This window comes from Bacillus aerolatus, assembly GCF_009183655.1.
Taxonomy (GTDB): domain Bacteria; phylum Bacillota; class Bacilli; order Bacillales; family Domibacillaceae; genus Pseudobacillus; species Pseudobacillus aerolatus.
In genome coordinates, this window is record NZ_WEIO01000001.1 from 273,948 (window position 1) to 300,729 (window position 26,782).

Consider the following 26,782-nt stretch of genomic DNA (forward strand, 5'->3'; position numbering starts at 1 on the left):
AGCGCGAAGCTATTAGCTTCGCGTTTTTTTCTTAAACAGTTTTCTGAACTTCTAAAATAGCTTCTTTTAAAATGCTGACAAGTTCATTTACTTCTTCTTCATTGATGACGAGCGGCGGCGAGAATACAATTGTATCCGAGTCGCCAAAAACGACTGTGCGCAAAATAAGTCCGCGCTTCCTTGCTTCTGTGATGATTTGCGGAGCAAGCTTTTGTGAGAAGCGTTCATTCGTTTCTTGATCTTTCACAATTTCCAGCGCACCGACTAAGCCGAGGAAACGAACTTCTCCTACAATGTTTGTTTCGGATTGGAGCGCTTTTAGTTTTTCGTGAAGAAGTGCGCCCATCTCTTTCGAATTTTGAACGAGGTTTTCTCTTTCAAGAATTTCAATGTTTTTCAAACCGACTGCACAAGCAGTTGGGTGGCCGCTGTACGTAAAGCCGTGTAAAAGTGTGCCTTCTGATAGTTTAATAAAATCTTGGTGAATATGATCGCGGACAACAACGGCACCGAGCGGAATGTAACCGCTGGAAATGCCTTTTGCAAGAAGCATCACATCAGGCACGATTCCCCAATGCTCACAGGCAAACATTTTTCCTGTGCGGCCAAAGCCTGTAATGACTTCGTCAGCAATAAGTAAAATGTTATACTCGTCACAGATTTGGCGAATTTCCTGGAAATAACCATCTTGAGGGATGTTTACTCCTCCAGCTCCTTGAACTGGTTCTGCGATGAATGCTGCAATTGTGTCAGCACCTTCTGCTTCAATCGTTTTTCGCAAAGCATCTGGAGAAAAAGATTCTGTATGCACAAAGCCTGTTGCCAAAGATGTAGTCATATGATGAAAATCTTTAATGCCTGTTGCGCTCGTAGAACCGACAGCCACGCCGTGGTAAGCTCTTTCACGGGCAATAATTTTCGTTTTATTCGGCTGTCCTTTTATTTTCCAATAATGGCGGACGAGTTTATAAGATGTATCGTTTGATTCCGAACCGCCTGATGTAAAGAAGACCGCATTTAAATCGCCGGGCGCCATGTCAGCGACTTTCGCAGCGAGACGAATAGCTGGTTCATTACTGAACGTAGCGAAGCTTGAAGCGAATGGAAGGGTTTCCAATTGTTCTTTTGCTGCTTCCGCCAGTTCTTTTCGCCCATAGCCGACATTGACATTCCAAAGTGACGCCATGCCTTCAATATATTTTTTACCGTTAATGTCAGTTAAATAGATGCCTTTTCCTTCTTTGAAAATAATCGCCGGACCGTTTTCCTGCTGTTCTTTAATAGAAGATGTCGGATGAATAAAGTATTTTTTATCAAGCTCCGCTAATTGATTAGTTAATGTTTCTTGTACTGTCATTTTTCGTCACCTCATCGTTTGATAGTTCCGGTGTTGCCGGAGAAGATTTTTTAAATAAGAAATAAAAACCAACAGCCCACCAGGCAAGGGTAATGATCCATTCATAAGGCCAAATCAGCGCAGAAGGCATGCCAGGCATGTACAAAATAATAAAGCCTACGGTTAAAATTAAAGATGCCCAGCCGATAAAACTGCTTTTGCCGGCTTTGAACGGACGTGCTAATTCTGGCTTATTCTTGCGAAGCCAAAGGAAAGCAATGGATACCATAAAGTAAGCAAGCACGATCGCAAGTCCACCGGCGTCTACAAACCAGACGAGTGCCGGCCGGCCAAGCAAAGGACTGAGAGTCGAGAGCAGCCCGATCACTAAAATAGCATTGGCAGGTGTTTTATACTTCGGATGAATCTTGCCGAACCAAGCCGGCAGCGCGCCATCCTGTGCCATCGCATACATAATTCTGCTTCCGCCGATAATAAAAGCATTCCAGCTCGTTAAAATACCGGCAATCCCGCCAAGAATTAATATTTTTGCGAACAGCGGCGATCCGAAAGCGGCGCCCATGGCATCTGCAGTGGCCAAGCTTGAATTCGTTAACTCATCCGGCCCCAAGCTTAATGACACACCATAGATAATTAAAACATACCACAATACGGCAAAACTGACAGACAAAATAATAATTCTGCCGATCGCTTTCATCGGAATGTTCATTTCTTCCGCGACTTGCGGAATGACGTCAAAACCGACAAACAGGAAAGGAGTCATGATCATCACACCCATCACACCTGCTGCTCCACCGACAAATAAAGGATCCATGTTTTGGATTTCCCCGCCGCCAAATGTGGCGCCAAACACAAGCATTAATCCAATCGCTGTTAATAGCAAAGTTAAGACAATTTGTAAAAAGGCTGCTTGTTTTACGCCAATCCAGTTAATGATCGTAACGATAATAGAACCGGCCATTCCGATAGCTGCCCAAGAAAAATAGACATCCCAGCCGGCAAGCGTCCATAAATAGCCTTTCTGGTAGTTTGGAAAGATATATTCCACTACTGTAGGCAAGGCAACTGCTTCAAATGCTACGACAGAAATGTAGCCGAGCAAGAGTGCCCAGGCAACGATAAATGCCGCTTTTACTCCTATCGTTTCTTTGAGGAAATGATAGGCTCCGCCGGTTTTTGGAAAAACGGTCGTCATTTCTGCATACGTTAAACCTACACAGATGACGAGAACACCGCCGAGAAGAAAGGCGATAATCGAGCCAATGGAACCGGCTTTTAAGATCCAGTCGCCTGATAAGACGACCCAGCCCCAGCCGATCATAGCGCCGAAAGCAAGGACGAGTACGTCAAGCCTGGATAATACTTTGTTGAAGTCTTGCTGTTTTTCCATTGTGTATGACCTCCTATAAATGCATGAACCTTTCCAATCCGCGCCTATTTACTTTCTTTTTTGAATAATTTGTTTTTTTGACATAATAAAAGCCAGCAAGATTCGATCCGTGTATTACAACGGATGGAACAGACTGGCTTCTTGACTGCTGGAACAATTCTGGAAGGAAAAGTGAGCAGACTGAACAGTTTTTATAAATTGAATGAAAACCTGCTGAGTTGTCAAATTCATCGATAGGTGCGGTTTTGGTTAATGTCAGTTTATAATATTACGAATAATTTGTAAACAAATTATCGAAATTATTATAATAAATAAATAAAAAAAGAAGCAGAAACTGACTTTCTGAGGGGGAATGGGTGTTCTTTTTTCTTTTGCGATGTATAGTATAATAAAGAAAATCAATCTTATTAGAATAACAATAGGAAGTGGATGAGATGAAAAGTTTCTATCCGAAAAACGGGCGTGTTGTGCTGCATGTGGACATGAACAGCTTTTATGCTTCAGTAGAAATCGCTCATGACTCTTCTTTACAAGGCAAGCCCCTTGCCATCGCCGGCAATCCGAAAGAGCGAAAGGGAATAGTCGTCACGTGCAGTTATGAAGCGAGGGAGTTTGGCGTGAAAACAACGATGACTGTTTGGGAAGCGAAAAGATTGTGTCCAGATTTAATTATTTTGCCGCCTAACTTTGACCGGTACCGCCAGGCCTCTAGAGAAATGTTTCGTATTTTGCAGCAATATACTCTGCTCGTGGAACCGGTATCCATTGACGAAGGATATATGGATATAACAAATAGCCATTCACTCGGGAAGCCGGTAAATATTGCAGAAGCGATTCAGCAGCAGCTTCTCAGTGAACTGATGCTGCCTTGCAGTATCGGTATCGCTCCTAATAAATTCCTCGCTAAAATGGCGTCAAATATGAAAAAGCCGCTCGGTATTACCGTATTAAGAAAGAGGGATGTGCAAAACATTTTATGGCCGCTGTCCGTGGTCGAAATGCACGGGATCGGACAGAAAACAGCAGACAAGCTGTCCGCTGCCGGCATTTCGACCATCGGCGATTTAGCGAATGCGGACATTCATTTGCTTAAAAATCGATTAGGCATTAGAGGCATACGCCTGAGAGAGCGCGCCAATGGCACAGACAGCCGTAAAGTTGATCCAGAAGCCGCTAATGAATTTAAAAGTATAGGGCAGTCGATTACGCTGCCGAGAGATGAAACGAAGCAGCAGGTGCTTCTGGATGTGCTGCAAAAGCTTTCTGAAAGAGTGGCTGCTCGTATGAAAAGAAAAGACGTGCTTGGAACAGTTGTTACTCTCATGATTCGTTATAAAGACTGGCAAACGATTACGCGCAGCAAGAAGCTTGCGGGCCCTATAGAAAAAGCGGAAGATACGATGGCAGAAGCAAAAAGTTTATTTTTAAAGCACTGGAATGGAAACGGTGTCCGGCTGCTTGGTGTCACGATGCACGATTTGATAGAAAGGGACCGGGCGAATGTGCAGCTTGATTTATTTTCATACGAGCAGGCTGTCAAAAAAGAACCGCTGCTTGAAGCGATAAAAGAAATACGCAAAAAGTATGGGGAAGACATTATTCAGCAAGGAATGAAGGCGGATGAAAAAGGGCTGGCTGACAAAGAAGCGGACTCCGGCCAAAATTTTTAAGTTTAAGGAAGTGGATAAGATGGATATTTTATTTTTAGGAACCGGGGCCGGCATGCCAGGAAAGATAAGAAATGTGAGCTCGTTAGCGCTGAAAATGTTGAATGAACGGGGAGCCGTCTGGCTGTTTGATTGCGGGGAAGCGACTCAGCATCAAATATTGCATACCTCCCTTAAACCGCGGCGAATCGAGAAAATCTTTATTACTCATTTGCATGGCGACCATATTTTTGGTTTGCCCGGCCTGCTTGGCAGCCGTTCTTTTCAAGGAGGAGAGCTGCCGCTTACCGTGTATGGGCCAGAAGGGATAAAAGAATTTGTCCACGTATGCCTGAATGTGAGCGGGACGAGGCTGCAGTACGAACTTGATGTTGTAGAAATAGAGGAGGGGCTAGTCTTTGAAGATGGTCAAATGACAGTGGAGACCCGCCGGCTTGAGCATGGCATCGATTCGTACGGATACCGCATTCAAGAAAAAGACAAGCCGGGAATGTTACTCGTCGATCAATTGAAAAAAGATGGCGTGCCTCCCGGGCCTTTATATAAAGAAATTAAATCAGGCCGGTCTGTTACGCTTGAAGATGGCCGTCTGATTATCCCTGATAAATACATGGGACCTCCGCAAAAAGGAAAAACGATTACTGTACTTGGGGATACGAGGCCTTGCGCCGCCGCTGTTGCTCTTGCCGAAGAAGCGGACTTGCTCATTCATGAAGCCACTTTTTCAGCAGACAATCCGCAAATGGCTCATGATTACTTTCATTCAACTACTGCCCAGGCTGCGGAAATCGCCCGGCAGGCAGGCGTTAAAGTGCTTATTCTCAACCATATCAGCTCAAGGTATACGAAAGAAGAAGCGGACAACTTGAAAAAGGAAGCAGAAGCGATTTTTACACCGGTTACTCTTGCTTCTGACTTAATGGAGTTTTCCGTTTAAATAGAATTTCTTAAACAACAAAAAAAGATGACCCAACAGAAAAGTGCCAGGCGCTTTTCCATTAGGTCATCCTTTTTGTCTTATCTCCAGCCTCGTTCGTACTGTTTAGGTGCTCCGAGCTCTGTTCTTAATTCTTTTGCTGCTTGGCGCGGCCAGTACGGGTCCCGCAGCAGTTCACGCCCGATAAAGATTAAATCGGCCCGATCGTTTTGCAAAATTTCTTCTGCTTGCATAGCGGAAGTGATCATGCCGACAGTTCCAACCGGGATATTTGCTCCGTGTTTGATCGTTTCCGCCAGTTTTACTTGGTAACCAGGGAAGACATTAATTTTCGCCGGCACGACGGCTCCAGAACTAACATCTATTAAATCAACGCCCATTTCTTTCAGATGTTTGGCGATTTCGCTGTAATCATCGGCAGTTAATCCGTTCTCATGGTAATCGTTTGCTGAGACACGCACAAACAGCGGGCCGTCCCAAACGTTTTTTACTGCTTCAATGACTTCTGTTAAAAAGCGCAGCCGGTTTTCTTCGCTGCCGCCGTACTCATCTTCCCGGTGATTCGTGAGCGGGGAGAGAAATTCATTGATTAAATAACCGTGTGCCCCGTGGAGTTCAATAAGGTCAAATCCCGCTTCTTTCGCTCGTCTGGCTCCGTCAGCGAATGCCTTTACGGTTCGATCAATATCTTCTTTCGTCATTTCCTTCGGCTTTTTCATTGTTTCATCGAATGCCAGTGCAGTGGGCGCAACGATCTCCCCGCTGACTTCAGATTTGCGCCCGGCATGCGCCAGCTGGATGCCTATTTTTGCCCCGTGTGCTTTGACTAAAGGCACGAGCTTTTTGAATCCTTCTGTATGATCGTCGCTCCAAATGCCGAGGTCATTTTCAGAAATGCGGCCTTCAGGAGTGACGGCGGTGGCTTCCACTATAATTAATCCAACTTGACCGACAGCGCGGGCTGGATAATGGACGAGGTGCCAGTCCGTTACTTTTCCGTCTTGTTCTGCGGAATACATACACATCGGCGACATAACAATCCGATTTTTTAAGGTGAGGTCTTTGATCGTATAATTTTGAAACAACTTTCTTGCCATAAAAGAATCCCCCTTCAGTTACTGTCGAGCTCTATTATAACAAGACTTTTTCTGAAGCCAAAATGATCGGCTTATCGCTTGACCGGGCTTTGATAAGGCAGGCCGAGCCGCTTTGACTGAGCGGTGGCTTCAATGATGCACTCGACGAATGTTTCCTTTACCTTCGCATTTTCTAAAACGCGGATGCCTGCTTCTGTCGTGCCGCCGGGACTCATGATGGCTTTGCGAAGCTGTTCCGCTTTTCCGTTTGTAATAGAAAGCATATCTGCTGCGCCGAGAAGCGTCTGGATAATGAGCGGTTTCGCTGTTTCCTTTTCAAGGCCAACCTCTTCGGCCGCTTGTTCCATCGCTTCCACTACATAATAAATGTAAGCTGGACCGCTTCCAGAAAGCCCGGTGACGGCATCAAGCTGCTCTTCTTTGACGACTTTTGTTAACCCGATTGAAGAGAAGAGGGCGAGCGCCGCCATTTTTTGCTGTTCCGAGACGTATTCATTGAGGGCAATCGCTGTCGCCGATTTTCCGACAGCCGCGGACGTATTTGGCATCGCGCGGACGACTGCGCAAGGCTGGCCCGTTTCTTGCTCGATAAAATCAATCGTGACTCCAGCCATCAGTGAAATGATTAAAGAAGCTGGCGAGACATGAGCTTTTATCTTTCGGATTGCTTCTGCCGCATCTTTTGGCTTCATTGCCAGAACGATGATGTCGCTGTTTGTAAGCATTTCCGCTGTATTATAACCTGTGTGGATGTCATAACGTGTTTTGAGTTCTTCCAGCCTGTTTTTATTTGCTTTATTTGTCGTATAAATGTCGCTGGCGGCTAAGGCGCCGCTTGATATCGCTCCAGAAATAATCGCTTCTGCCATGGAGCCTGCGCCGATAAATGTTGTTTTCATCTGATAGTCCTCCTTGGATGTGAATGTATGATGGTACATAAAAAAACACCCTTTCGTCCTCTGTTAAAGGACGAAAGGGTGTCTGCTTCCGTGGTACCACCTTTGTTTGCGGATCGATTTTCCGCACACTTTGATCCCATTAACGCCGGGGCCGCGTTTAGGTTTTCCTAAAGGCTCATAAGGCAGGTTCAATAAAAAAGCGGGTGATGGAGCTTTTCAGCCAGCGAACTCCATTCTCTTGCACCATTTTTTATTTACTAATCCTTCTTCATCGCTTCTTTGATATATTTTTAGAATTTTTACTTAAAGATGTTTTATTTATATGTGATTATGAAGAATAGTCAGCCTGTCTGTCAAGAGAAAAATAAAAAAGGAAGCTCAATTTTCTAGGTTTATTGTGTGAAAATAATGACAAGTTTCTGTTCAACCGCTAAAATTAATGGAGACATTATTTTTTTAAAATAAAGATATGTTCATTAATACATAGGCAGGTGTTTAGTTTATGAATACAGAACAGTTTGGCGATATCGTAAAAATTACATTGCCCACACCTTTTCCGGTCGGGGATGTAAATGTTTTTTTAATAAAAGGAGATCGTTTGACACTTATTGATGCAGGCGTGAAAACGGCCGCGTCATTTGAAGCGTTCGTTTCAGGTTTAGGGGAGGCTGGCTATACGCTGGATGATATTGAGCAAGTCGTGCTTACTCACCATCATCCTGATCACATTGGTCTGCTCGATTTTTTTCCTGAAGATATCGATATTATTGGGCACCGTTATTGTAAAAACTGGCTGACGAGAGACGAAGAATTTTTAAAAGAAAACGATTCTTTTTTCCGCGATCTCTTTTTCAAGTGCGGCTTGCCGCCGGAAGCTGAGCCGATGCTGAGAAAAATTCAGTCGCCTTTAAAGTTCAGCAGTGAAAATAGCAAATTGACAACAGTTGTACAAGAAGGAGACTGGCTGCCGGGGCTTGGAGACTGGCGCGTATTTGAAATGCCAGGCCATGCCCAAAGCCATCTTGCGTTCCTTCGGGAAAAAGACGGTACGTTGATCGCCGGCGACCATATACTCGCGACGATTTCGTCCAACCCGCTTCTCGAGCCGCCGCTCATCCCGGGGGAAGACCGGCCGAAGCCGCAGTTGCAATACAATCACTCATTGAAAAAAGCGATGGAACTCCCTGTTGATATTGTATACACAGGCCATGGAACAGAAGTGAGAAACATCGTGCCGCTCATTACCCGCCGGCTCGAGCGCCAGCACGAGCGGGCTATGTCTGTAAAAGAAATGCTGAGAGAAAAGCCGCTCACTGCTTTTGAAGTATGTGTCCGTCTTTTCCCTGCTGTGTATAAAAGAGAAACGGGCTTAACGATGTCAGAAACTGTCGGCCAGCTGGACTATTTGCTTGATATCGGAGAAGCGGGTGTGCAGCAGGACGACAGAGGAAGTCTTTTTTATTTTCCGCTGTAGAAAGGAGGAGGTAAGATGAGCCGTTTGCAAGGAAAAACGATCGTGATTACCGGGGCTTCGAGCGGTCTCGGAGTGGAAATTGCCAGACAGGCGGCGGCAGAAGGGGCCCGGCTCGTTTTACTTGCCCGCCGCCTGGAACGGCTGGAATCAGTAAAGGCGAGTCTCAGTCTTGCATTTTCTGCTGACGTGCACATTTATTCCGTGGATATTAGTCAAAAAGCAGAAGTGGAAAAGGTATTTTCTCACTTGTTAGAAGATGTTCCCCAAATTGATGTTCTCGTCAACAATGCAGGCTTCGGCGTATTTAATGAAGCGCACGAAGCCAAATGGGAAGAGACGGAAGCGATGTTTCGGGTGAATGTGCTCGGGCTGATTTCCTGCACGCAAATGACTATCCCACATATGAAAGCTCGAAAATCCGGACACATTATTAACGTTGCTTCCCAAGCCGGCAAAATGGCTACACCTAAATCAAGTGTGTATGCTGCAACGAAACATGCTGTTCTCGGCTACACGAACAGTCTGCGGATGGAAATGGCGCGCGACGGCGTCTATGTCACCGCGGTTAATCCGGGGCCGATTGCAACAGAGTTTTTTACGACGGCCGATCTATCCGGCTCATACGCTAAAAATGTAGCTAAATGGATGCTGAAGCCGGAAAAGGTAGCACAGGAAGTTGTTAAAGCGATGGGTACAAACAAAAGGGAAATCAACTTGCCGAAATGGATGAACGCCGGCAGTCTCATTTATACGCTGTTTCCGCGCACCGTGGAGCGCCTCGGCCGCAAAGCGTTTTTTAAAAAATAGACACTAAGCACTCGTAATAAATTCATACACCTCATCTTCAATGAGTTCGTACAACTCTCCGTCGTCCGCTGCTTGGCGTTTTTGGACCCGGTGTATGATTTCTTTGTATATATTTTCTGCTTCTTGCCCTTCTGCCTCAAAGTCGTATTGCATTAGACAATGTTTAATCATTTTTTTATACACGATTGTATCTCCACGATGAATAAGAAACACGGGCAGCCAATGCCGGCTGCCCGTGTTTCTTATTTTTCGTTTACCATTTTTTCTGCGCGGACACAAGAATCGAACTGACCTCTATGGGAAGCATCGCAAAATGGCATTTTTTGTGACAGTCCGCAGCGGCACAGGGAAAATACAGGTTTCGTTTCAAATACGTTCCCATCCATATCGATAAGCTCCACGTCTCCTGACACCTTAAATGAACCATTATCCATTACTTTAATTTGTGCTTTTGACATTATTCTATCCCCTCTCTTATCATTGACACAGTTTGATAGTATAAAGAAAAGGGATAAAAAGCAATATCCCCCTCGAAAAGGAGAAGGTTAATGTGGATATTCATATAAAAGAACAAGCGGCAAAAAGGCTGGCAACAAAGCTGGAAGGCGGCAAGCTGTTAAAGCTTTACTATGACACGGAAGGATGCGGCTGCGGGGTAAACGGCATTCCTGTGTTATGGATTGTGGATGAGCCGTCAGCAGGTGATGTGGAAATACAGACAAACGCAATGCCGGTGCTTGTGGAAAAGGCACAAATGTTATTTTATGCAGATAGGCTGACGATTGATGTATCGGGTTCGAATCAGTACCGGTTAAGCAGTCCGGAAGAAATTTTAAACGGGCGGATGAATGTGATCAAAAAGCAATAAGGGCAAAAAGACCCCGCTTCCGGATCTTTCAAGAGCGGGGGTTCAATTTTCTTTATGGAAATAATATTTTTCTAAAAAGAGGTCGATGGCTTTTTCATATGCTGCTGGATCTTCGTTATAAGACTGGGCGTGGGTGCCTTTTCGTGCTAGGTAAATATCTTTCGGTCCTTTTTTATGGTTATACAATTCCTTCGTCATGTCGGGAAGGATAAAATCATCTTCTTCACTATGGATAAAGAGGACGGGGTGTTGAATGTGCTTGACTGCTTCCAGCGGCGAAATGTGTGAAAGGCGAAAGCGGCCGCGCATAAAAACAGCCCAGTCAGCTAACTGTACAAGCAGGCGGGGAGCTGCTTTAATTTCTCGTTTCATTTGGTGGGCCAATTGAGCGCGGAAGTCGGAGAACGGACAGTCTGCGATATAAAAATCGGCCCGGTCCTCAATCGTTCCGGCATACAACAGCGTCGTCGCCGCACCCATCGATTCGCCGTGAATGCCAAAAGAGACATTATCTCCTTCCCGGCGGATCAATTCGCTGACAATGGCCTGCAAATCATCTTTTTCATAATAGCCGTAGCTCGTCGTATTGCCTCCCGACTCCCCATGACGGCGGTGGTCATAAATAATACCGTTAAATCCGCGTGCTAAAAACAAATTCATGTATTTAATCGAATTTGTTTTCGTTTCAGTGACGCCGTGGCAGAAAATCATGTACGGGCCGCCTGGATGAGGAGTGACAAAAATAGCTTTCAGCTGATAGCCGAAAGGGGAGTCCACCCACACCTCTTCTTTTGGCAGCTGTTCATACTTATTTATGTCGAGCCGCTTTGCCTTCACTTCGCGCCGATGAATCAGTTCTTCTTCTTTTTTTCTCATATGTAAGACGCGGCTCGATAAATAAAAACTGGCTGCAGCTGTCAAGGCCACAGCGGAACCGATTGCGGCTATCCATTTTTTCATCCATTGACACCTCAATTTTTTGTTTTTTTCAGTGTACCACTTCTGAAAAGAAAGATCATTTGAATAAACAGCCTTCTCCCATGTAAAATGAAAGAAATACAGAGAAGGAAAGGGCAGGGGTTATGAAAAAGAGAAAGCAGTCTAAAGTAAATGAAAAACCGCAGGAAAAACAAGATCAGCTGACATTGAAAGACACGCTGAACGCGGGCGTTCTTGAACAGCTGAAAGAAAAGCAAAAGAAACTAAAAGCGGAAGAAGAAGAGAAACAAGCCGCAGCCGAACAGAAAAAGCGGGAAGAACGGCGCCAGCGTGAAAGAAATAAAAGCTTTGAAGAGCTGTTAAATGAAAGCAGCATGGACTGGAAAAAGTTCAAATGAGAAAGCGGCCGTAAATGGCCGCCTTTTTTTCATCTATGCTGTTCATATTGATTCGCTTTTGTTAAAGTTTGAACGAGTTCAAACTCTTCTGCTGACAGCGCTGCTTCTTTGACAGCACGGGCATTTTCTTTCAGCTGGCTGACTGAACTGGCACCGGCAACGACAGAGGACACTGCTTCATGCTGGAGAATGTAGCGGAGAGCGAGACCATTTAGCGTGCGGCTGTCTGAGAGCTTGTTTTCCAGCCCGTTCAGCAACTCGCTCAACTCAGCAGCAGAATAATCAAGAAACCCTTTTTCATGAAACTTATTTATTTTCTCACGCCAATTCGTGCTCAGCAGCCCTTTTGCGAGCGGACCGCGGGCAACCATGCTGATGCCGTGTTCCTGAAGAAGTGGGAGAGCTTCTTCTTCCGGTCGGCGATCAAGCGGACTGTATTGCATCATGACGCTGTCAATGGATGAATGGGCAATAAATTCCCGAATGACGTTCGGACGGATGGAGGATATGCCGTACGCGCGGATTAGTCCTTCTTTTTTTAACTCTTCAAACGCTTCAATTGTTTCCTCAATCGGGTCGTCCAACGTACCGCCGTGAAGTTGGTAAAGGTCAATATAATCCGTCTGCAGGCGCTGCAGGCTGGCTTTCACCGCTTCTTTTATGTACGCTTTTGATGGATCCCACGTCCAGCCCTCTTTTCCTTTTTCCCATCGATTCCCGGCTTTTGTAGCAATAATCACTTTTTCCCGCACTGGCTTTAAAAAAGTGCCGACGAGTGTTTCGTTAAGACCGAAATCGTATAAATCGGCTGTATCAAAATAGTTGATTCCTTCTTCAAGAGCCGTTTCTATAATAGCTCGTGCTGTTTTTTCTTCTGTTCCGAGCGACATCCCGCCGAGGGCCAGTTCACTTACTTGTATATTAGATTTCCCAAGCGTTTTTTTCTTCAATTTACCCACTCCTTTCTTTTTCATCATAGCGAATAAACAACCTTTTCGACAAATGATCTGTCTGTTTTTTCCTGTGCCGCCAGCTGTGTTACACTGAATGGGAGAGAACAGAGAAAAGGAGCGATGAGCGTGAAGAAATTTGAGGAGAAAACAATAGGCACTGACATTATATTCGAAGGCAAAGTGATTCAGCTGCAAGTGGATGGCGTTGAGCTGCCGGATGGCAAGCAGGCAAAGCGGGAAATCATCAAACACCCCGGTGCTGTGGCGATACTTGCTTTGACGAATGAAGGGAAGATCGTGCTTGTTGAGCAGTATCGGAAAGCGCTTGAGCGGTCCATCGTGGAAATTCCGGCCGGCAAGCTCGAAAAAGGAGAGGGGCCAGAAGCAACGGCCCGCCGGGAGTTGGAAGAAGAAACCGGTTATGTTTGCCAAAACATGAAGCTTTTGCAATCCTTTTATACTTCACCGGGATTTGCGGATGAAATCGTTTATTTATATATCGCGGAAGGGCTGACGCAAAAAGAAGAGCGCCTGATGCCGGATGAAGATGAATTTGTAGAGTTAATGGAAGTGACGCTGGAAGAAGCGGAAAAACTTTTGGAAGACCAGCGGATCTGGGATGCGAAAACAGCGTATGCGATTCAATATTTGCAGCTGCAAAAGGCGCTGACAGAATAAAAGCGCCTTCCGCTTTTCTATCATAATCTCTTCCTTTTTGTCATAAAGTGGACTAATGGCAAAAGGGGGAGCTTATATGCAGAAAAAAATATCGTCGATTGTGATTGGGCGGCATGTCCAAGCGAATGCTTCTATTTATTTATTTGTAGGCGTGCTGTTTTTTATGGGTGTTGTGTTTGGAGCGATTGTGGTGAATAGTTTATCGCTCGCTCAAAAAGAGGACTTAGCATATTATTTGCAGCAGTTCTTTGGACAAGTATCGACGGGACAGATGGCTGATTCGGAGGATTTGTTCCGGCAGAGCTTAATGCACAATTTAAAATATTTAGGCTGCATGTGGCTATTTGGCATTTCTATTATTGGTTTACCCCTTATTTTTATCTTTTTATTTATGAAAGGAATCGTCATCGGTTTTTCAGTCGGCTTTCTCGTGCAGCAAATGGACTGGCAAGGCTTTTTTCTCGCGGTCGCCACTGTACTTCCGCAAAATTTAATCATCATCCCGGCCTTTATTTTCGTCGCTGCGATATCTACGGCTTTTTCGCTGCAGTTGATCAAAAAAATATTTATGAAGCAGGCCGGCCACTTTTATATATCGGCGCTTTTTTCGAGATATGTGCTCTTTTTTCTCCTGGCAGGAGCGATGGCTGCTTTGGCGGCAGGAATCGAAGCGTATATTTCCCCTGCTTTTATGAAATTCGTAATAAAATAATTGTTATCATATAACAATTATTTCATAGAGTACATTGTAATAATTTTATTTTGCAACTTCCTCCCAGTTTGGTATAATAAAGCTACATCGGCGAGGGAGGGACCTAACTATGGAAAGCCGGATTGAACGTATTAAGAAACAACTGCATTCTGCAAGTTATAAATTGACGCCCCAGCGTGAAGCAACTGTTCGGGTGCTGCTTGAACATGAAGAAGATCATCTGAGTGCAGAAGATGTCTACCTCCTCGTTAAAGAAAAGTCGCCTGAAATAGGGCTGGCTACCGTCTATAGAACGCTGGAATTGCTGAATGAACTAAAAGTGGTTGATAAAATAAATTTTGGAGATGGCGTGTCCCGTTATGATTTGCGTCAGGAAGGGGCCGCCCATTTTCACCATCACCTTGTCTGCATCGAATGCGGCGCCGTAGATGAAATTCAGGAAGACCTGCTTGACGAAGTAGAGGCGGTTGTAGAGCGCGATTGGAAGTTTCAAGTGAAAGACCATCGTTTAACTTTTCACGGCATTTGCTGGCGTTGTCAAGAAAAAACAAAACAGGAATCAGTGGAAAAACAGCACGCTGAATAAAAAGCCTTTCACCACTGGAAGGCTTTTTGTTTTAAACAAAATTCCGCTGTTCTAATCGCCTGCGCTTTGCTCATAAGCTTGTATAAAACGAAAACAGGCAGGTGGGCGGAATGAAGCGGGAATGGGCGAAAGCGGTTTGGCGGACGAGCAAAGTCTTTATTCTTTTTACAAGCTGTACGGTGCTGTTTTACAGCGGGATTCTTTGGGTTCAACATGAATACGATAAAAAGCGCCGCTACGAAGAGCCGGAAGGAGAAGCCATGAAAGTGGGCCTTCAATTGGAGGGAAGCAGGGACCAATGGCTTGAACGGCTGCTGCTATTTTATCTAGATGGGGAGTAGTATGAAATGAAAGACCGTTTGCAAGACTTCATTCACTATATGATTGTAGAAAAAGGACTGGCAAAAAATACAATTGCGGCCTATGAACGCGATTTAAAGCATTACTTATTATTTTTGGACAAGGTAGAGCAGCTTGCTTCGTTAAATGAAGTGACGCGTGCTCATATCGTTCAGTTTCTCGGCCATTTAAAAACGGAAGGAAAGTCAGCAAAAACGATTGCCCGCCACGTTGCTTCTGTTCGCTCTTTCCATCAATTTTTATTGCGTGAAAAAGCAGTGGAACAAGATCCATCTGTTCACATTGAGCCGCCAAAAATGGAAAAAAAGCTGCCGAAAGTGCTTAACTTAGCGGAGGTGGAAGCTTTATTAGAAGCGCCGGATACTTCAACACCGTTCGGGCTGCGTGATCAGGCGATGCTTGAGCTTTTATACGCAACGGGTATGCGGGTAAGTGAATTAACTTCGCTGAACTTAGACGCGGTTCATTTAACGATGGGGTTTGTCCGCTGCACTGGAAAAGGAAACAAAGAACGAATCATTCCGATTGGGAAAACAGCGATACACGTCATCGAAACGTATCTGGAAACAGGGCGGCCGAAGCTGAAGTCCAAAAAGCATACAGATGAAGCATTGTTTTTAAATCACCATGGCAAACGCTTATCGAGACAAGGCTTTTGGAAAATTCTTAAGGCCTTGGCCAAAAAGTCAAATATCCAGAAAGAATTAACGCCTCATACGCTTCGGCATTCTTTTGCGACGCATTTACTTGAAAATGGAGCAGATCTTCGGGCTGTTCAAGAAATGCTCGGGCACGCCGACATTTCCACTACGCAAATTTACACACATATCACAAAAACGAGAATGAAAGATGTATATACTCAATTTCACCCGAGAGCTTAACTCCCGCTTAACGCCGTTCATTCAAAATAAGAACGGCTTTTTGCTTGTAAAAAAGAAAGAAATTCCTTACACTAGAAAAAGAAAAAAGGTTGTCAGACATCTGACGAATAACCTTTGGATTAGTCAACTAAGAATGGGGTAACATGGTCAATAGAAGAACTAAAAGAAAAAAGGAGGAATCAAAATGACAGCGTCTACATATAAGCGGATCCATTTAATCGTTCTGGATTCGGTGGGGATTGGAGAAGCACCTGATGCGGAAAAATTTAATGATTTGGGAGCGGATACAATCGGTCATATAGCAGAGAAAATGAACGGATTGAAAATGCCGCACATGGAAAAGCTGGGGCTGGCTAATATTCGGGATATTCAAGGCTTAAAGAAAGCGGATAAACCGCTTGCTTACTTTACAAAGATGCAGGAAGCTTCCAATGGAAAAGATACGATGACTGGTCATTGGGAAATGATGGGGCTCTATATTGAGACGCCGTTTCAAGTGTTTCCGGAAGGGTTTCCAGCAGAATTAATTAACGAACTTGAACAAAGAACCGGCAGAAAAGTCATTGGAAACAAGCCGGCAAGCGGGACCGCCGTTTTAGATGAACTTGGCCCCGAGCATATGGAAACGGGTGCGCTCATAGTATACACGTCAGCCGATTCGGTTTTACAAATAGCGGCTCATGAAGATATTATTCCAATAGAGGAACTCTATCGCATTTGTGAAATCGCCAGAGAGCTGACATTAAATGAGAAATACATGGTCGGCCGTGTTATTGCCCGGCCATTTACAGGGCAGCCAGGGGCCTTTGTTCGTACGGTAAACCGCCATGATTACGCGCTGAAGCCTTTTGAACGGACCGTCATGAATGAGCTGAAAGATGGCGGCTATGACGTCATTGCTATCGGAAAAATCTCTGATATTTTTGATGGAGAAGGCGTGACAGAATCCATTCGAACGACGTCTAATATGGACGGCATGGACCAGTTTATTCGTGTATTCGATAAAGAGTTCACAGGGCTTAGTTTCGTCAATCTCGTTGATTTTGACGCTTTGTTCGGCCATCGCCGCGACCCGGAAGGATACGGGCGCGCACTTGAAGAGTTTGATGCCCGTCTCCCTGAGGTATTTGCCCAGATGAAAGAAGATGACTTGCTGATCATTACAGCTGACCACGGCAACGATCCCGTTCATCCCGGAACGGACCATACGAGGGAATTTGTGCCGCTTTTAGTTTATACGAAGAAAAAAACTCAAGGGAAAGAGCTGCCTGTCAGAAAAACATTTGCAGATATCGGTGCTACAATCGCTGATAACTTCGGAGTAAACAAACCGGCTCACGGTGAAAGTTTCTTACATGACTTAACATAAGGAGAGAGACGAATGAATAGAGAAAAAATAGAACAAGCAGCCGAATTTTTAAAAAATGAAAGCGGCAAAAATCCAAAAATCGGCTTAATTTTAGGATCCGGACTCGGGGTGCTCGCTGATGAAGTCGAACATCCAGTTAAATTTGCGTACAGCAACATTCCTGACTTCCCTGTATCAACAGTAGAAGGGCATGCCGGACAGCTTGTGTTCGGTACACTTTCCGGTAAAGAAGTAGTCGCCATGCAAGGTCGTTTTCACTACTATGAAGGCTATTCTTTTGAACAAGTTACTTTTCCGGTGCGCGTCATGAAAGCGCTCGGAGTGGAGACGGTGATCGTGACCAATGCAGCGGGCGGCGTCAATGAATCATTTACCCCTGGAGACTTAATGATCATTACCGACCACATTAACAACATGGGAGGGAATCCGCTCATCGGCCCGAATGACAACGAGCTTGGCGTGCGCTTTCCGGATATGTCTGAAGCTTACAGCAAAAAGCTGCAGCAGCTAGCGAAAGAAACAGCCGGGAAAATTAATTTATCTGTGCAAGAAGGCGTATATATCGGCAATACAGGCCCGGTGTATGAAACGCCTGGAGAAGTCCGGATGGCAAGGGTGCTCGGCGGAGATGCCGTTGGGATGTCGACCGTCCCTGAAGTGATTGTCGCCCGCCATAGCGGCATGCAAGTGCTTGGCATATCCTGCATTTCCAATATGGCAGCAGGCATGCTCGACCAGCCGCTTGCACATGATGAAGTCATTGAAACGACTGAAAAGGTCCGTGCAGATTTTCTGCGATATATTAAAGAAATTGTGAAATCAATGTAAGGGGTGGATTTGATGAGAATAGTCGATGTCATTCAAAAAAAACGCGATGGGGAACAATTAACGACGGAAGAAATCAATTTTATCGTTAAAGGCTATACAGACGGCACCATTCCTGATTATCAAGTCAGTGCGCTGCTAATGGCGATTTACTTTCAAGATATGACAGAAAAAGAGCGGGCGGATTTGACGATGGCGATGGTGTCATCAGGCGATCAGATAGACCTTGGAGCGGTCGAAGGCGTGAAAGTCGATAAGCATTCCACAGGGGGCGTCGGCGATACGACAACGCTTGTTTTAGGTCCTCTTGTGGCAGCTGCCGGCGTACCGGTCGCTAAAATGAGCGGCCGCGGTCTCGGCCATACCGGCGGAACGATTGATAAGCTCGAAGCGATTGACGGCTTTCATGTAGAAATCACGAATGAGCAATTTATTGAACTCGTCAATAAAAATAAAATTGCCATCATCGGCCAGAGCGGCAACTTAACCCCTGCTGATAAAAAGATTTACGCACTGCGTGATGTAACAGCAACTGTCAACAGTATTCCGCTCATTGCAAGCTCTATCATGAGCAAGAAAATCGCCGCCGGAGCGGATGCTATCGTCCTCGATGTAAAAACAGGAGCAGGCGCTTTTATGAAAACATTGGAAGATTCCCGGACACTGGCACGGGCAATGGTGAATATCGGCAACAATGTCGGGCGCAAAACAATGGCGGTCATTTCCGACATGAGCCAGCCGCTAGGGTTTGCGATCGGCAATGCGCTAGAAGTAAAAGAAGCGATTGATACGCTTAAAGGGGAAGGACCAGAAGATTTGACTGAGCTTTGTCTCGTCCTCGGCAGCCATATGGTGTATGCTGCTGGCCGAGCCGAATCTTTGGAAGATGCCCGGCAAATGCTGATTAAATTAATGAATAATGGGGAAGCACTGGAGAAATTCAAAGTCTTCATGGAAGCACAGGGAGGAGACGGTTCCATCGTCGACAATCCGGCTAAACTGCCGCAGGCGAAATATAAAATTGACCTGCCAGCGAAAGAAGACGGCTACGTGACAGAAATTATTGCCGACCATGTTGGTACGGCCGCCATGTGGCTTGGCGCCGGACGGGCAACAAAAGATTCGGAGGTTGATCTTGCTGTCGGCATTATGTTAAACAAAAAAATTGGCGCGAGTGTATCAGCAGGCGAATCACTTGCCACGATCTACAGCAACAATGAAGATGTAGATCGTGTGAAAGAAGAATTATATAAAAGCATTCTCCTGTCAAAAGAAAAAGTGGAACCGCCCGTTTTAATTCACGAAGAAATAACAGTTTGAAAGGTGACTGCGCGCCGATACGGTGAACAAAATCACTAATAGATCTGAATATATGCCCTAAAAGGAAGCATCTTCTTAACAGATGCTTCTTTTTTTGTATAAAAATGACGGAGGTGGCAAAAATGGATGTATATCACTGGAGAAATCAACCATCATATTGGAGGTCATTAAATGATGAAGCGAATGTTTCTGTCAATCATCGCTGTTTTGCTTATTTATTCTGCCGCTTTGCCGCCAGCTGCCGCTTATGCTGCCGAGGAAAAAATCAAAATGGCCGAACAGTCAAAATCGGCCATATTACTCGAGCGGGATACCGGCGCTGTTTTATTTGAAAAAAACAGCCGCAAACCGCTTCCGCCGGCTTCGATGACAAAAATAATGACGATGCTGTTAATTATGGAAGCCATCGAAGATAAAAAATTGACATGGGATGAAAAGATTCGTACAAGCGAATATGCGGCATCTATGGGCGGGTCACAAGTATTTTTAGAACCAGGGGAAGAAATGACGACGCGTGAAATGATGCAGGGCATAGCAATCGGCTCGGCCAACGATGCATCAGTTGCCATGGCTGAACGAGTGGCGGGAAGCGAAGAAATGTTCGTGAAAAAAATGAATCAAAAAGCGAAAGAGCTCGATTTAAAGCAGACAAAATTTAAAAACTCCACCGGCTTGCCTGTGGAGGGACACTATAGCTCTGCATATGACATGGCCATTATGGCAAAAGAATTGTTAAAGCATGAAGAAATAACAAAATATACAGGTACGTATGAAGCGTATTTGCGGGGAGAGAGCGAGAAGAAATTCTGGCTCGTCAATACGAACCGGCTCATTAAATTTTATCCCGGTGTGGATGGACTGAAAACGGGGTTTACAAATGAAGCGAAATATTGCCTCACCGCTACAGCCTCAAAAGGAAACATGCGGGTCATTGCGGTCATTTTTGGCGCGCCCACTCCAAAAGAAAGAAATGCACAAGTGACCAAAATGCTTGACTATGGTTTTCACCAATATGAAGTCAGTCCGCTTTATGAAAAAGGCAAAGAAGTGAGTTCTGTAGAAGTGGCAAAAGGGGACCGGGATGAGGTCCGTTTGGAGACAGCGGACAAAGTTTCTGTCTTAATGAAAAAAGGGGAAAAGAAAGGGCAATTTTCAAAAGAAATTCATTTGAAGAAAGACGTTCAGGCCCCTGTGAAAAAAGGCGACTCACTTGGAGAATTAACGATCAAAAAAGAGGGGAAAGTTCTTTCTAAAACACCGCTTGTCGCAAAAGAAAACGTCAACCAGGCCAGCTGGTGGCAATTTTATAAAAAAGTGTTTCACTATTTCACAAAAACGAGCGGCTCTTAATGCCGAAAGAACACCTCTTTTAGCGAATTCATTCTAGTTTTGTCACGGAGAAGGATTGCATAAAGGAGCCGTCGAATTGCTTTTTAATCAATAAAAAGGGGGGATTGTGAGTGAGCTTAACAGTAGAGCTGGAAGTAGTGGATCAAGTGCTTTGTCTGCGGCTCGCCGGTGAACTGGATCATCACACGGCAGAAGCGCTTCGTAATCAAGCAAGTGAAGCAATTGAAAATAAAGGTGTGCGGCACATCATATTAAACTTGGGAGAACTGACGTTTATGGACAGTTCCGGTCTCGGCGTCATTTTAGGGCGGTATAAACACATTAAGCAAAAAGAAGGAGAAATGGTCGTTTGTGCCATCTCTCCTGCGGTGCGCAGGCTGTTCGACATGTCGGGCCTCTTTAAAATTATCCGGATGGAAACATCTGAACAAGAAGCACTTGAACGATTGGGGGCTGCCTGCTATGAGAAATGAAATGAATGTTCAATTTAGCGCACTCAGCGAAAATGAATCATTTGCCAGAGTAGCAGTGGCCGCTTTTGTCGCCCAGCTTGACCCCACAATGGATGAACTAACAGAAATTAAGACAGTCGTCTCGGAAGCGGTCACAAATGCTATTATCCACGGCTACGAAGGGAACCCGGCCGGGATGGTTTACATTTCCGTTATTCTTGAAGACGGGCTCATTGACCTTATTGTCCGTGACGAAGGCATTGGCATGGAAGATGTAGAAGAAGCACGGGAGCCTTTATTTACAACCAAACCTGAACTTGAGCGGTCAGGAATGGGATTTACGATAATGGAAAACTTCATGGATGAAATTGAAGTTATTTCACACAAGGGAACAGGTACGACCATACGATTAAAAAAGCAGCTTGCCAATAAAAAAGCCATGTGTAATTAAGGGGCCCTGCCATGGATGTTGAAATAAAAAAACAAAAGTCGGAAATCCTATCGGACGCTCAGCTAAAACAATTAATTAAAGAAAGCCAAGCGGGAAGCCAAGATGCGAGAGATACGATCGTCGAGCGGAATATGAGGCTCGTCTGGTCCGTAGTCCAGCGCTTTATTAACCGGGGATATGACCCGGACGATTTATTTCAAATCGGCTGCATCGGCTTGCTAAAATCGGTGGATAAATTTGATTTAAGCTACGATGTGAAATTTTCCACGTATGCGGTACCGATGATTATCGGTGAAATTCAGCGCTTTATCCGGGATGACGGGACGGTGAAGGTCAGCCGGTCGTTAAAAGAAATGAGCAATAAAATTCGCCGGGCGCGGGAAGAGCTGCTGAAGCTGCACAGCCGGACGCCAAGCATTCAGGAAATTGCGAGCTACCTCGATATCACTCCTGAAGAAGCAGTTATGGCCCAGGAAGCATCGCGGTCTCCTTCATCTATTCATGAAACCGTTTATGAAAATGACGGCGACCCAATTACATTGCTTGATCAAATGGCGGATAAAAACAGCCAGCATCCTTTTGACCAGGTAGCCTTGAAAGAGGCGATCAGGGAGCTGGAAGAAAGAGAGCGGCTGATCGTGTATTTGCGTTACTACAAAGATCAAACACAGTCAGAAGTAGCAGCCAGGCTTGGGATATCGCAAGTTCAAGTATCGAGGCTGGAAAAGAAAATCCTCTCCCAAATGAAGGAGCGAATGAATGCCACATGAAATGCCTGCCGGTAAAGCAGTTCTTGCTTACCGGCTTTTGTTTTGCCTTGAAAGCTGTGCATGATTCTCCTTTTTCCGCTCATACTAACAAATAATAATTTATTTAACAGGGTGGGAGAGTTATGGAAGCTTCGATTTACATCCGGCTTCGCCACCGTATCCGGCATCAAATGAATGCGCCAGTGAAGCTGAAAGAAATTGCCGAAGTGATTGCGCCAGAAAGCTTGCTGCCCGACTTGCTGTATATGGACATTCATCAAATTAAACAAGAGGACGGACAAATCATTATTATTGATGCGATGACGGTCGTTGAAAAGCTCAACCAACAATGGCCGGGTGCAGATGTTCAGTTTATCGGCCCTGCTCAAACGATCATTGATACTGCCCCACTCTCAAAAAACATGTCTTTGCCGCTTTTTCTATTCGTCTGGTGCCTGCTTTTTACAGGAGCGGCATTGACCATTATGAATTTCCATGAAGACGTCAGCATGCGCGATGTTCACGTGAAATTGTATGAAATCGTCACTGGAGAAAAGACAGATCAGCCGCTTGTTTTTCAAATTCCGTACTCGATCGGACTCGGCATAGGCATGGTGCTGTTTTTTAATCATTTGTTTAAAAAGCGCTTTAACGAAGAGCCAAGCCCGCTGGAAGTGGAAATGTTTAATTATCAGCAAGATCTCGACCAGTATGTTGTTTTGCATGAGAGAAAAGAAAGCAGGACAGATCATGAGCGGCATTCATAGCCTTTTGCTTGCCTTCATAGGCCTTGCGAGTGGATTGGCAGTAGGGGCGGGATTTGTCGCTTTTATTACCGTTTTAGGCATTATTCCAAGGCTCATGCAACTGACAAGAACATGGAAACAAATTAGGAGTTATGAGTGGGCGGTCATTGCCGGCGTGCTGGCAGGCACTTTCGTCAGTTTCATGCCTGTTATGTTTCATTTGCCGGCGCTTTTGCTCGTTCCAGTCGGTTTATTAAGCGGCATTTTTATCGGTCTGCTTGCAGCGGCACTGACAGAAGTGCTCAATGTTTTTCCGATTTTGGCAAAAAGAATCGGCATTCACGAACGTATTATTGCCCTTATGATGGCCATTGCACTCGGTAAAGTGGCTGGCTCACTGTTTCACTGGCTTTATTTCATTAATAAGTAAAGGAATTGATTAGACAGAAGGGAGGATTCAACATGGAAGATCTGCAGCTAAAGATTCCGAAAGATCCAGAGAAAATGGATCAGATTATGGAAGAAAAAGTAGGGCTCGGAAAAAGCTTTGACACCGGAGTCCGTAAGTTCACAATACTTGGGAAAAAAGTTCATATTTACTATGTAAACGGCTTATGTGATTCGGCGTTTATTATTGAACTGCTTGCGGTATTAACACAGCTGAATGAAAAGGAAAGAAGAAGTCTGCATGTTGCACGGACAATTGAAAACCATTTGGCGCACCAGTCAGTCGAGAAAGTAGAAGAAGTAGATGATGTCATTGACCAAGTGCTGTCAGGGCTCATCGCTGTCGTTGTTGAAAATGATGAGAAAGCGTTGATCGTTGATGTCCGCAGCTACCCGGGGCGTCAGCCGGAAGAGCCGGATACGGAAAAAGTTGTTCGCGGTTCAAGGGATGGCTACGTGGAAAATATCATAGTGAACACAGCGCTGACGAGAAGACGGATTAGAGATGGCCGTCTCCGCTTCGAAATGACCAAGGTCGGTAAACGATCAAAAACGGACATCGCTGTCGCTTATATCGACGGGGTCGCTGATCCGGACCTTGTCAAAATTATCAAGCAGGAATTAGCCTCCATTGATATAGACGGCATTCCGATGGCAGATAAAACGATAGAAGAATTTGTCGTTAAACAAGGGTATAATCCATATCCGATTGTCCGCTATACAGAGAGGGCAGATATCGGGGCCGTTCATTTGCTGGAAGGGCATGTGCTGCTGTTTGTAGATACATCGCCGAGCGTGATCATTATGCCGGCCACTTATTTTCACCATATGCAGCACGCGGAAGAGTATCGGCAATCGCCCGCTGTAGGTACTTTCGTCCGCTGGATCCGTTTTTTAGGTGTGCTTGCTTCCTTATTTTTGCTTCCGTTTTGGCTGCTCGTTTCGATTCAACCGGAATTGCTGCCAAAATTACTTGAATTTATCGGTCCGAATGATAAAACAAATGTCCCGCTCGTTCTCCAAATATTTATAGCGGATATTGGCGTTGAATTTCTGAGAATAGCGGCTATTCATACTCCAACGCCGTTATCAACTGCCATGGGGCTGATCGCGGCGGTACTCATTGGGCAAATAGCCGTCGATGTTGGGCTGTTTGTACCTGAAGTCATTTTATATGTCTCAATTGCAGCGATCGGCACATACGCAACGCCGAGCTATGAAGTAAGTATCGCAAACAAGTTGTTCCGGCTGTTTTTACTGTTAGCTGTCGCCTTGTTTAAAGTACCGGGATTTATGATCGCCTCTACATTGATCATTATTTACTTAGCACGGATACGCGCTTTAAACACACCTTATTTGTGGCCGCTTTTGCCATTTGATCCGAAAGCATTTTCGCAAGTGTTTATTAGACGGGCCATTCCCGGCTCAAAACTTCGCCCAAGTATCGTTCACCCGGAAGATCTTTACAGACAGTCGTCTGAAAAATAACGATGTTGAGCAGAAAAGCAATGTATGGTATATTACTGTTAATCTGAATTTTGTTTGCTGATAGGCAGTCTGCAGCAAGGCAGCTGTCTATTTCTTCTAAATATTGGAAGTGACACAACAAAGCAGGCAAAACATCAAGAATTGAGGCGATGACATGCATACATATGGAACGGGCCGTGTAAATAAAGAAGGGCATTTGGAAATTGGAGGAGTCGATGTCGTCAGCCTAGCTGAACATTATGGAACTCCTCTATATATTTATGACGTGGCATTAATTAGGCAACGGGCGAGAGGTTTTAAAGACACATTCGAAAAGCTTGGCGTTACTGCCCAAGTTGCTTATGCAAGCAAAGCCTTTTCAGCGATCGGAATGATACAGCTTGCGGAACAGGAAGGCTTATCTCTCGATGTCGTTTCCGGAGGAGAGCTTTATACAGCTATAAAAGCAGGATTCCCGGCTGAGCGCATTCATTTTCACGGCAACAACAAAAGCCGGGAAGAACTGGCCATGGCGCTTGAACAGCGGATCGGCTGCATAGTGGTAGATAATTTTTATGAACTTGAACTTTTGCAATCGCTTTGCGATGAACAGGGAGAAGAAATAAACATCTTGCTTCGCGTCACTCCTGGAATTGAAGCTCATACACATGATTACATTTTAACCGGCCAGGAAGATTCCAAGTTCGGATTTGATTTAAACAATGGACAAGCAGAAGAGGCATTGCAAAAAGCGATGGGTATGAAAGGCGTGAAATTGCTGGGAGTGCATTGCCATATTGGATCGCAAATCTTTGAAACAACAGGCTTTACGCTCGCTGCCGATAAGATTATTCAAAAGCTCTTCGAGTGGAAAGGCCGTTTTCAATTTGAATCGGAAGTATTAAATCTCGGAGGAGGATTTGGCATTCGGTATACAGAAGAAGATGAGCCGCTTGCACCTTCTGAATATGTAGAGGAAATCATTAAAGAAGTTCAAGTAAAAACGAAAGAGTTCGGACTTGCCATGCCCGAAATTTGGATTGAACCTGGACGTTCGCTCGTCGGCGACGCGGGGACGACATTGTATCGTACAGGCTCCGAGAAGTATGTTCCCGAAGTGCGGAAATACTTGGCTATTGACGGAGGAATGAACGATAATATTCGTCCGGCACTGTACGATGCTAAATATGAAGCAGTGCTCGCTAACCGAGTCAATGATCCGGTGGAAGAAACTGTATCGATCGCGGGCAAGTGCTGTGAATCCGGCGATATGCTCATTTGGGATTTACCGCTGCCAAAAGCATCACACGGAGATCTCCTCGCTGTTTTTTGTACTGGCGCTTACGGTTACTCTATGGCGAACAATTACAATCGGATTCCAAGGCCTCCTGTCGTATTTGTAGAAAATGGGCAGGCGGAGCTAGTGGTAAGACGAGAAAGCTATGATGACTTAGTGAAACTTGATTTGCCGCTGAATGTGACAGTGAGACAATAGCTGGTGATCGACAATCAGAGGTGAAGTATGAATAAGAAAAATTTATTGTTATTTGCTTTATTGCTATTATTTTCTCTCGGCTGGGGATTATACTATGCATTTTTTATC

Annotated in this window: 30 protein-coding genes and 1 other annotated feature; of the genes, 22 read left to right on the top strand and 8 right to left on the bottom strand. The window is 45.0% G+C overall.

Annotated features, from left to right (window positions below):
- Positions 1–31 precede the first annotated feature (31 nt).
- Together F9802_RS01445 and F9802_RS01450 are read right to left on the bottom strand one after the other, a co-directional pair.
- Positions 32–1,357: an aminotransferase family protein gene (locus tag F9802_RS01445; RefSeq protein ID WP_152149364.1), complete on the bottom strand. Its 1,326-nt coding sequence runs from the start codon at positions 1,355–1,357 to the stop codon at positions 32–34.
- Positions 1,332–2,747, bottom strand: coding sequence for an APC family permease (locus F9802_RS01450; RefSeq protein ID WP_152149365.1), 1,416 nt, complete (start codon positions 2,745–2,747; stop codon positions 1,332–1,334). Before F9802_RS01450 ends, F9802_RS01445 begins: the two co-directional genes overlap by 26 nt.
- 434 nt (positions 2,748–3,181) lie before the next feature.
- On the opposite strand from F9802_RS01450, the gene F9802_RS01455 reads away from it, so the two are divergent.
- Complete coding sequence (locus tag F9802_RS01455) at positions 3,182–4,417, top strand: DNA polymerase IV (RefSeq protein ID WP_152149366.1); 1,236 nt, start codon at positions 3,182–3,184, stop codon at positions 4,415–4,417.
- A 19-nt stretch (positions 4,418–4,436) separates the two neighbouring features.
- Positions 4,437–5,351, top strand: coding sequence for a ribonuclease Z (gene rnz / locus F9802_RS01460; protein WP_152149367.1), 915 nt, complete (start codon positions 4,437–4,439; stop codon positions 5,349–5,351).
- Between the two features lie 80 nt (positions 5,352–5,431).
- Here rnz and namA read toward each other — a convergent pair whose 3' ends face one another.
- Positions 5,432–6,448, bottom strand: coding sequence for an NADPH dehydrogenase NamA (gene namA, locus F9802_RS01465; protein ID WP_152149368.1), 1,017 nt, complete (start codon positions 6,446–6,448; stop codon positions 5,432–5,434).
- Between the two features lie 71 nt (positions 6,449–6,519).
- Positions 6,520–7,347: a pyrroline-5-carboxylate reductase gene (gene proC, locus F9802_RS01470; protein WP_152149369.1), complete on the bottom strand. Its 828-nt coding sequence runs from the start codon at positions 7,345–7,347 to the stop codon at positions 6,520–6,522.
- A 63-nt stretch (positions 7,348–7,410) separates the two neighbouring features.
- Positions 7,411–7,628: a binding site (T-box leader), on the bottom strand.
- Between the two features lie 221 nt (positions 7,629–7,849).
- On the opposite strand from proC, the gene F9802_RS01475 reads away from it, so the two are divergent.
- Entirely contained in the window at positions 7,850–8,821 is a 972-nt protein-coding gene (locus F9802_RS01475; RefSeq protein WP_152149370.1) for an MBL fold metallo-hydrolase, read from the top strand.
- A 15-nt stretch (positions 8,822–8,836) separates the two neighbouring features.
- Complete coding sequence (locus tag F9802_RS01480; protein ID WP_152149371.1) at positions 8,837–9,628, top strand: SDR family NAD(P)-dependent oxidoreductase; 792 nt, start codon at positions 8,837–8,839, stop codon at positions 9,626–9,628.
- A 3-nt stretch (positions 9,629–9,631) separates the two neighbouring features.
- On the opposite strand, the gene F9802_RS01485 is transcribed toward F9802_RS01480, so the two are convergent.
- Both F9802_RS01485 and F9802_RS01490 read right to left on the bottom strand, forming a co-directional pair.
- Positions 9,632–9,811: a YqzH family protein gene (locus F9802_RS01485; RefSeq protein WP_152149372.1), complete on the bottom strand. Its 180-nt coding sequence runs from the start codon at positions 9,809–9,811 to the stop codon at positions 9,632–9,634.
- 59 nt (positions 9,812–9,870) lie between these two features.
- Positions 9,871–10,086 (bottom strand): CDGSH iron-sulfur domain-containing protein, encoded by a 216-nt coding sequence (locus F9802_RS01490; protein WP_152149373.1) that lies wholly within the window; start codon positions 10,084–10,086, stop codon positions 9,871–9,873.
- 92 nt (positions 10,087–10,178) lie between these two features.
- Between F9802_RS01490 and F9802_RS01495 the strand changes: the two genes are divergently transcribed.
- A complete protein-coding gene (locus F9802_RS01495) occupies positions 10,179–10,496 on the top strand; it encodes an iron-sulfur cluster biosynthesis family protein (RefSeq protein WP_191991726.1) in 318 nt (105 codons plus the stop codon).
- A 42-nt stretch (positions 10,497–10,538) separates the two neighbouring features.
- Here the strand turns inward: F9802_RS01495 and F9802_RS01500 are convergent, their stop codons facing one another.
- Positions 10,539–11,456: an alpha/beta hydrolase gene (locus F9802_RS01500; RefSeq protein ID WP_152149375.1), complete on the bottom strand. Its 918-nt coding sequence runs from the start codon at positions 11,454–11,456 to the stop codon at positions 10,539–10,541.
- A 122-nt stretch (positions 11,457–11,578) separates the two neighbouring features.
- Between F9802_RS01500 and F9802_RS01505 the strand changes: the two genes are divergently transcribed.
- Complete coding sequence (locus F9802_RS01505) at positions 11,579–11,833, top strand: DUF3886 domain-containing protein (RefSeq protein WP_152149376.1); 255 nt, start codon at positions 11,579–11,581, stop codon at positions 11,831–11,833.
- A gap of 29 nt (positions 11,834–11,862) precedes the next feature.
- On the opposite strand, the gene F9802_RS01510 is transcribed toward F9802_RS01505, so the two are convergent.
- Complete coding sequence (locus F9802_RS01510) at positions 11,863–12,783, bottom strand: aldo/keto reductase (protein WP_152149377.1); 921 nt, start codon at positions 12,781–12,783, stop codon at positions 11,863–11,865.
- A 123-nt stretch (positions 12,784–12,906) separates the two neighbouring features.
- On the opposite strand from F9802_RS01510, the gene F9802_RS01515 reads away from it, so the two are divergent.
- The 16 genes from F9802_RS01515 to lysA all read left to right on the top strand — a co-directional run bounded on the left by F9802_RS01515 (position 12,907) and on the right by lysA (position 26,674).
- Complete coding sequence (locus F9802_RS01515; RefSeq protein WP_152149378.1) at positions 12,907–13,464, top strand: NUDIX hydrolase; 558 nt, start codon at positions 12,907–12,909, stop codon at positions 13,462–13,464.
- A gap of 76 nt (positions 13,465–13,540) precedes the next feature.
- Positions 13,541–14,176 (top strand): stage II sporulation protein M, encoded by a 636-nt coding sequence (gene spoIIM / locus F9802_RS01520; protein ID WP_152149379.1) that lies wholly within the window; start codon positions 13,541–13,543, stop codon positions 14,174–14,176.
- A gap of 109 nt (positions 14,177–14,285) precedes the next feature.
- A complete protein-coding gene (fur, locus tag F9802_RS01525) occupies positions 14,286–14,762 on the top strand; it encodes a ferric iron uptake transcriptional regulator (RefSeq protein ID WP_152149380.1) in 477 nt (158 codons plus the stop codon).
- 110 nt (positions 14,763–14,872) lie between these two features.
- The gene (locus F9802_RS01530; protein ID WP_152149381.1) at positions 14,873–15,103 is read left to right on the top strand and encodes a YqzK family protein; all 231 of its coding nucleotides are present in this window, start codon (positions 14,873–14,875) and stop codon (positions 15,101–15,103) included.
- Positions 15,104–15,109: 6 nt separating this feature from the next.
- The gene (gene xerD, locus F9802_RS01535; RefSeq protein WP_152149382.1) at positions 15,110–16,003 is read left to right on the top strand and encodes a site-specific tyrosine recombinase XerD; all 894 of its coding nucleotides are present in this window, start codon (positions 15,110–15,112) and stop codon (positions 16,001–16,003) included.
- A gap of 184 nt (positions 16,004–16,187) precedes the next feature.
- Positions 16,188–17,372, top strand: a complete 1,185-nt coding sequence (deoB, locus tag F9802_RS01540) for a phosphopentomutase (protein WP_152149383.1) — start codon at positions 16,188–16,190, stop codon at positions 17,370–17,372.
- A 12-nt stretch (positions 17,373–17,384) separates the two neighbouring features.
- On the top strand, positions 17,385–18,200 hold the full coding sequence (locus tag F9802_RS01545) for a purine-nucleoside phosphorylase (protein ID WP_152149384.1): 816 nt from the start codon (positions 17,385–17,387) through the stop codon (positions 18,198–18,200).
- 12 nt (positions 18,201–18,212) lie between these two features.
- Positions 18,213–19,517 (top strand): pyrimidine-nucleoside phosphorylase, encoded by a 1,305-nt coding sequence (locus F9802_RS01550; protein ID WP_152149385.1) that lies wholly within the window; start codon positions 18,213–18,215, stop codon positions 19,515–19,517.
- A 174-nt stretch (positions 19,518–19,691) separates the two neighbouring features.
- Positions 19,692–20,867, top strand: coding sequence for a D-alanyl-D-alanine carboxypeptidase family protein (locus tag F9802_RS01555; RefSeq protein WP_152149752.1), 1,176 nt, complete (start codon positions 19,692–19,694; stop codon positions 20,865–20,867).
- A 110-nt stretch (positions 20,868–20,977) separates the two neighbouring features.
- Complete coding sequence (gene spoIIAA / locus F9802_RS01560; protein WP_152149386.1) at positions 20,978–21,340, top strand: anti-sigma F factor antagonist; 363 nt, start codon at positions 20,978–20,980, stop codon at positions 21,338–21,340.
- On the top strand, positions 21,330–21,770 hold the full coding sequence (spoIIAB, locus tag F9802_RS01565) for an anti-sigma F factor (protein ID WP_152149387.1): 441 nt from the start codon (positions 21,330–21,332) through the stop codon (positions 21,768–21,770). Before spoIIAA ends, spoIIAB begins: the two co-directional genes overlap by 11 nt.
- Positions 21,771–21,781: 11 nt before the next feature.
- Positions 21,782–22,540: an RNA polymerase sporulation sigma factor SigF gene (gene sigF / locus F9802_RS01570; protein ID WP_152149388.1), complete on the top strand. Its 759-nt coding sequence runs from the start codon at positions 21,782–21,784 to the stop codon at positions 22,538–22,540.
- A gap of 122 nt (positions 22,541–22,662) precedes the next feature.
- Positions 22,663–23,286, top strand: coding sequence for a stage V sporulation protein AA (locus F9802_RS01575; RefSeq protein ID WP_152149389.1), 624 nt, complete (start codon positions 22,663–22,665; stop codon positions 23,284–23,286).
- Positions 23,270–23,695 carry a stage V sporulation protein AB gene (locus F9802_RS01580; RefSeq protein WP_152149390.1) on the top strand — a complete coding sequence of 142 codons (426 nt, stop codon included), beginning with the start codon at positions 23,270–23,272 and terminating at the stop codon, positions 23,693–23,695. The genes F9802_RS01575 and F9802_RS01580 overlap by 17 nt, the downstream gene beginning before the upstream one ends.
- A gap of 32 nt (positions 23,696–23,727) precedes the next feature.
- Positions 23,728–25,200 (top strand): spore germination protein, encoded by a 1,473-nt coding sequence (locus tag F9802_RS01585; protein ID WP_152149391.1) that lies wholly within the window; start codon positions 23,728–23,730, stop codon positions 25,198–25,200.
- A gap of 154 nt (positions 25,201–25,354) precedes the next feature.
- A complete protein-coding gene (gene lysA / locus F9802_RS01590; protein ID WP_152149392.1) occupies positions 25,355–26,674 on the top strand; it encodes a diaminopimelate decarboxylase in 1,320 nt (439 codons plus the stop codon).
- The last annotated feature ends 108 nt before the right edge of the window (positions 26,675–26,782 follow it).

Coding starts and splice junctions, on each gene's coding strand:
- F9802_RS01445 (WP_152149364.1), bottom strand. CDS start 1,357: ATGACAGTACAAGAAACATTAACTAATCAATTAGCGGAGCTTGATAAA.
- F9802_RS01450 (WP_152149365.1), bottom strand. CDS start 2,747: ATGGAAAAACAGCAAGACTTCAACAAAGTATTATCCAGGCTTGACGTA.
- F9802_RS01455 (WP_152149366.1), top strand. CDS start 3,182: ATGAAAAGTTTCTATCCGAAAAACGGGCGTGTTGTGCTGCATGTGGAC.
- rnz (WP_152149367.1), top strand. CDS start 4,437: ATGGATATTTTATTTTTAGGAACCGGGGCCGGCATGCCAGGAAAGATA.
- namA (WP_152149368.1), bottom strand. CDS start 6,448: ATGGCAAGAAAGTTGTTTCAAAATTATACGATCAAAGACCTCACCTTA.
- proC (WP_152149369.1), bottom strand. CDS start 7,347: ATGAAAACAACATTTATCGGCGCAGGCTCCATGGCAGAAGCGATTATT.
- F9802_RS01475 (WP_152149370.1), top strand. CDS start 7,850: ATGAATACAGAACAGTTTGGCGATATCGTAAAAATTACATTGCCCACA.
- F9802_RS01480 (WP_152149371.1), top strand. CDS start 8,837: ATGAGCCGTTTGCAAGGAAAAACGATCGTGATTACCGGGGCTTCGAGC.
- F9802_RS01490 (WP_152149373.1), bottom strand. CDS start 10,086: ATGTCAAAAGCACAAATTAAAGTAATGGATAATGGTTCATTTAAGGTG.
- F9802_RS01500 (WP_152149375.1), bottom strand. CDS start 11,456: ATGAAAAAATGGATAGCCGCAATCGGTTCCGCTGTGGCCTTGACAGCT.
- F9802_RS01505 (WP_152149376.1), top strand. CDS start 11,579: ATGAAAAAGAGAAAGCAGTCTAAAGTAAATGAAAAACCGCAGGAAAAA.
- F9802_RS01515 (WP_152149378.1), top strand. CDS start 12,907: ATGAGCGTGAAGAAATTTGAGGAGAAAACAATAGGCACTGACATTATA.
- spoIIM (WP_152149379.1), top strand. CDS start 13,541: ATGCAGAAAAAAATATCGTCGATTGTGATTGGGCGGCATGTCCAAGCG.
- fur (WP_152149380.1), top strand. CDS start 14,286: ATGGAAAGCCGGATTGAACGTATTAAGAAACAACTGCATTCTGCAAGT.
- F9802_RS01530 (WP_152149381.1), top strand. CDS start 14,873: ATGAAGCGGGAATGGGCGAAAGCGGTTTGGCGGACGAGCAAAGTCTTT.
- xerD (WP_152149382.1), top strand. CDS start 15,110: ATGAAAGACCGTTTGCAAGACTTCATTCACTATATGATTGTAGAAAAA.
- deoB (WP_152149383.1), top strand. CDS start 16,188: ATGACAGCGTCTACATATAAGCGGATCCATTTAATCGTTCTGGATTCG.
- F9802_RS01545 (WP_152149384.1), top strand. CDS start 17,385: ATGAATAGAGAAAAAATAGAACAAGCAGCCGAATTTTTAAAAAATGAA.
- F9802_RS01550 (WP_152149385.1), top strand. CDS start 18,213: ATGAGAATAGTCGATGTCATTCAAAAAAAACGCGATGGGGAACAATTA.
- F9802_RS01555 (WP_152149752.1), top strand. CDS start 19,692: ATGAAGCGAATGTTTCTGTCAATCATCGCTGTTTTGCTTATTTATTCT.
- spoIIAB (WP_152149387.1), top strand. CDS start 21,330: ATGAGAAATGAAATGAATGTTCAATTTAGCGCACTCAGCGAAAATGAA.
- sigF (WP_152149388.1), top strand. CDS start 21,782: ATGGATGTTGAAATAAAAAAACAAAAGTCGGAAATCCTATCGGACGCT.
- F9802_RS01575 (WP_152149389.1), top strand. CDS start 22,663: ATGGAAGCTTCGATTTACATCCGGCTTCGCCACCGTATCCGGCATCAA.
- F9802_RS01580 (WP_152149390.1), top strand. CDS start 23,270: ATGAGCGGCATTCATAGCCTTTTGCTTGCCTTCATAGGCCTTGCGAGT.
- F9802_RS01585 (WP_152149391.1), top strand. CDS start 23,728: ATGGAAGATCTGCAGCTAAAGATTCCGAAAGATCCAGAGAAAATGGAT.
- lysA (WP_152149392.1), top strand. CDS start 25,355: ATGCATACATATGGAACGGGCCGTGTAAATAAAGAAGGGCATTTGGAA.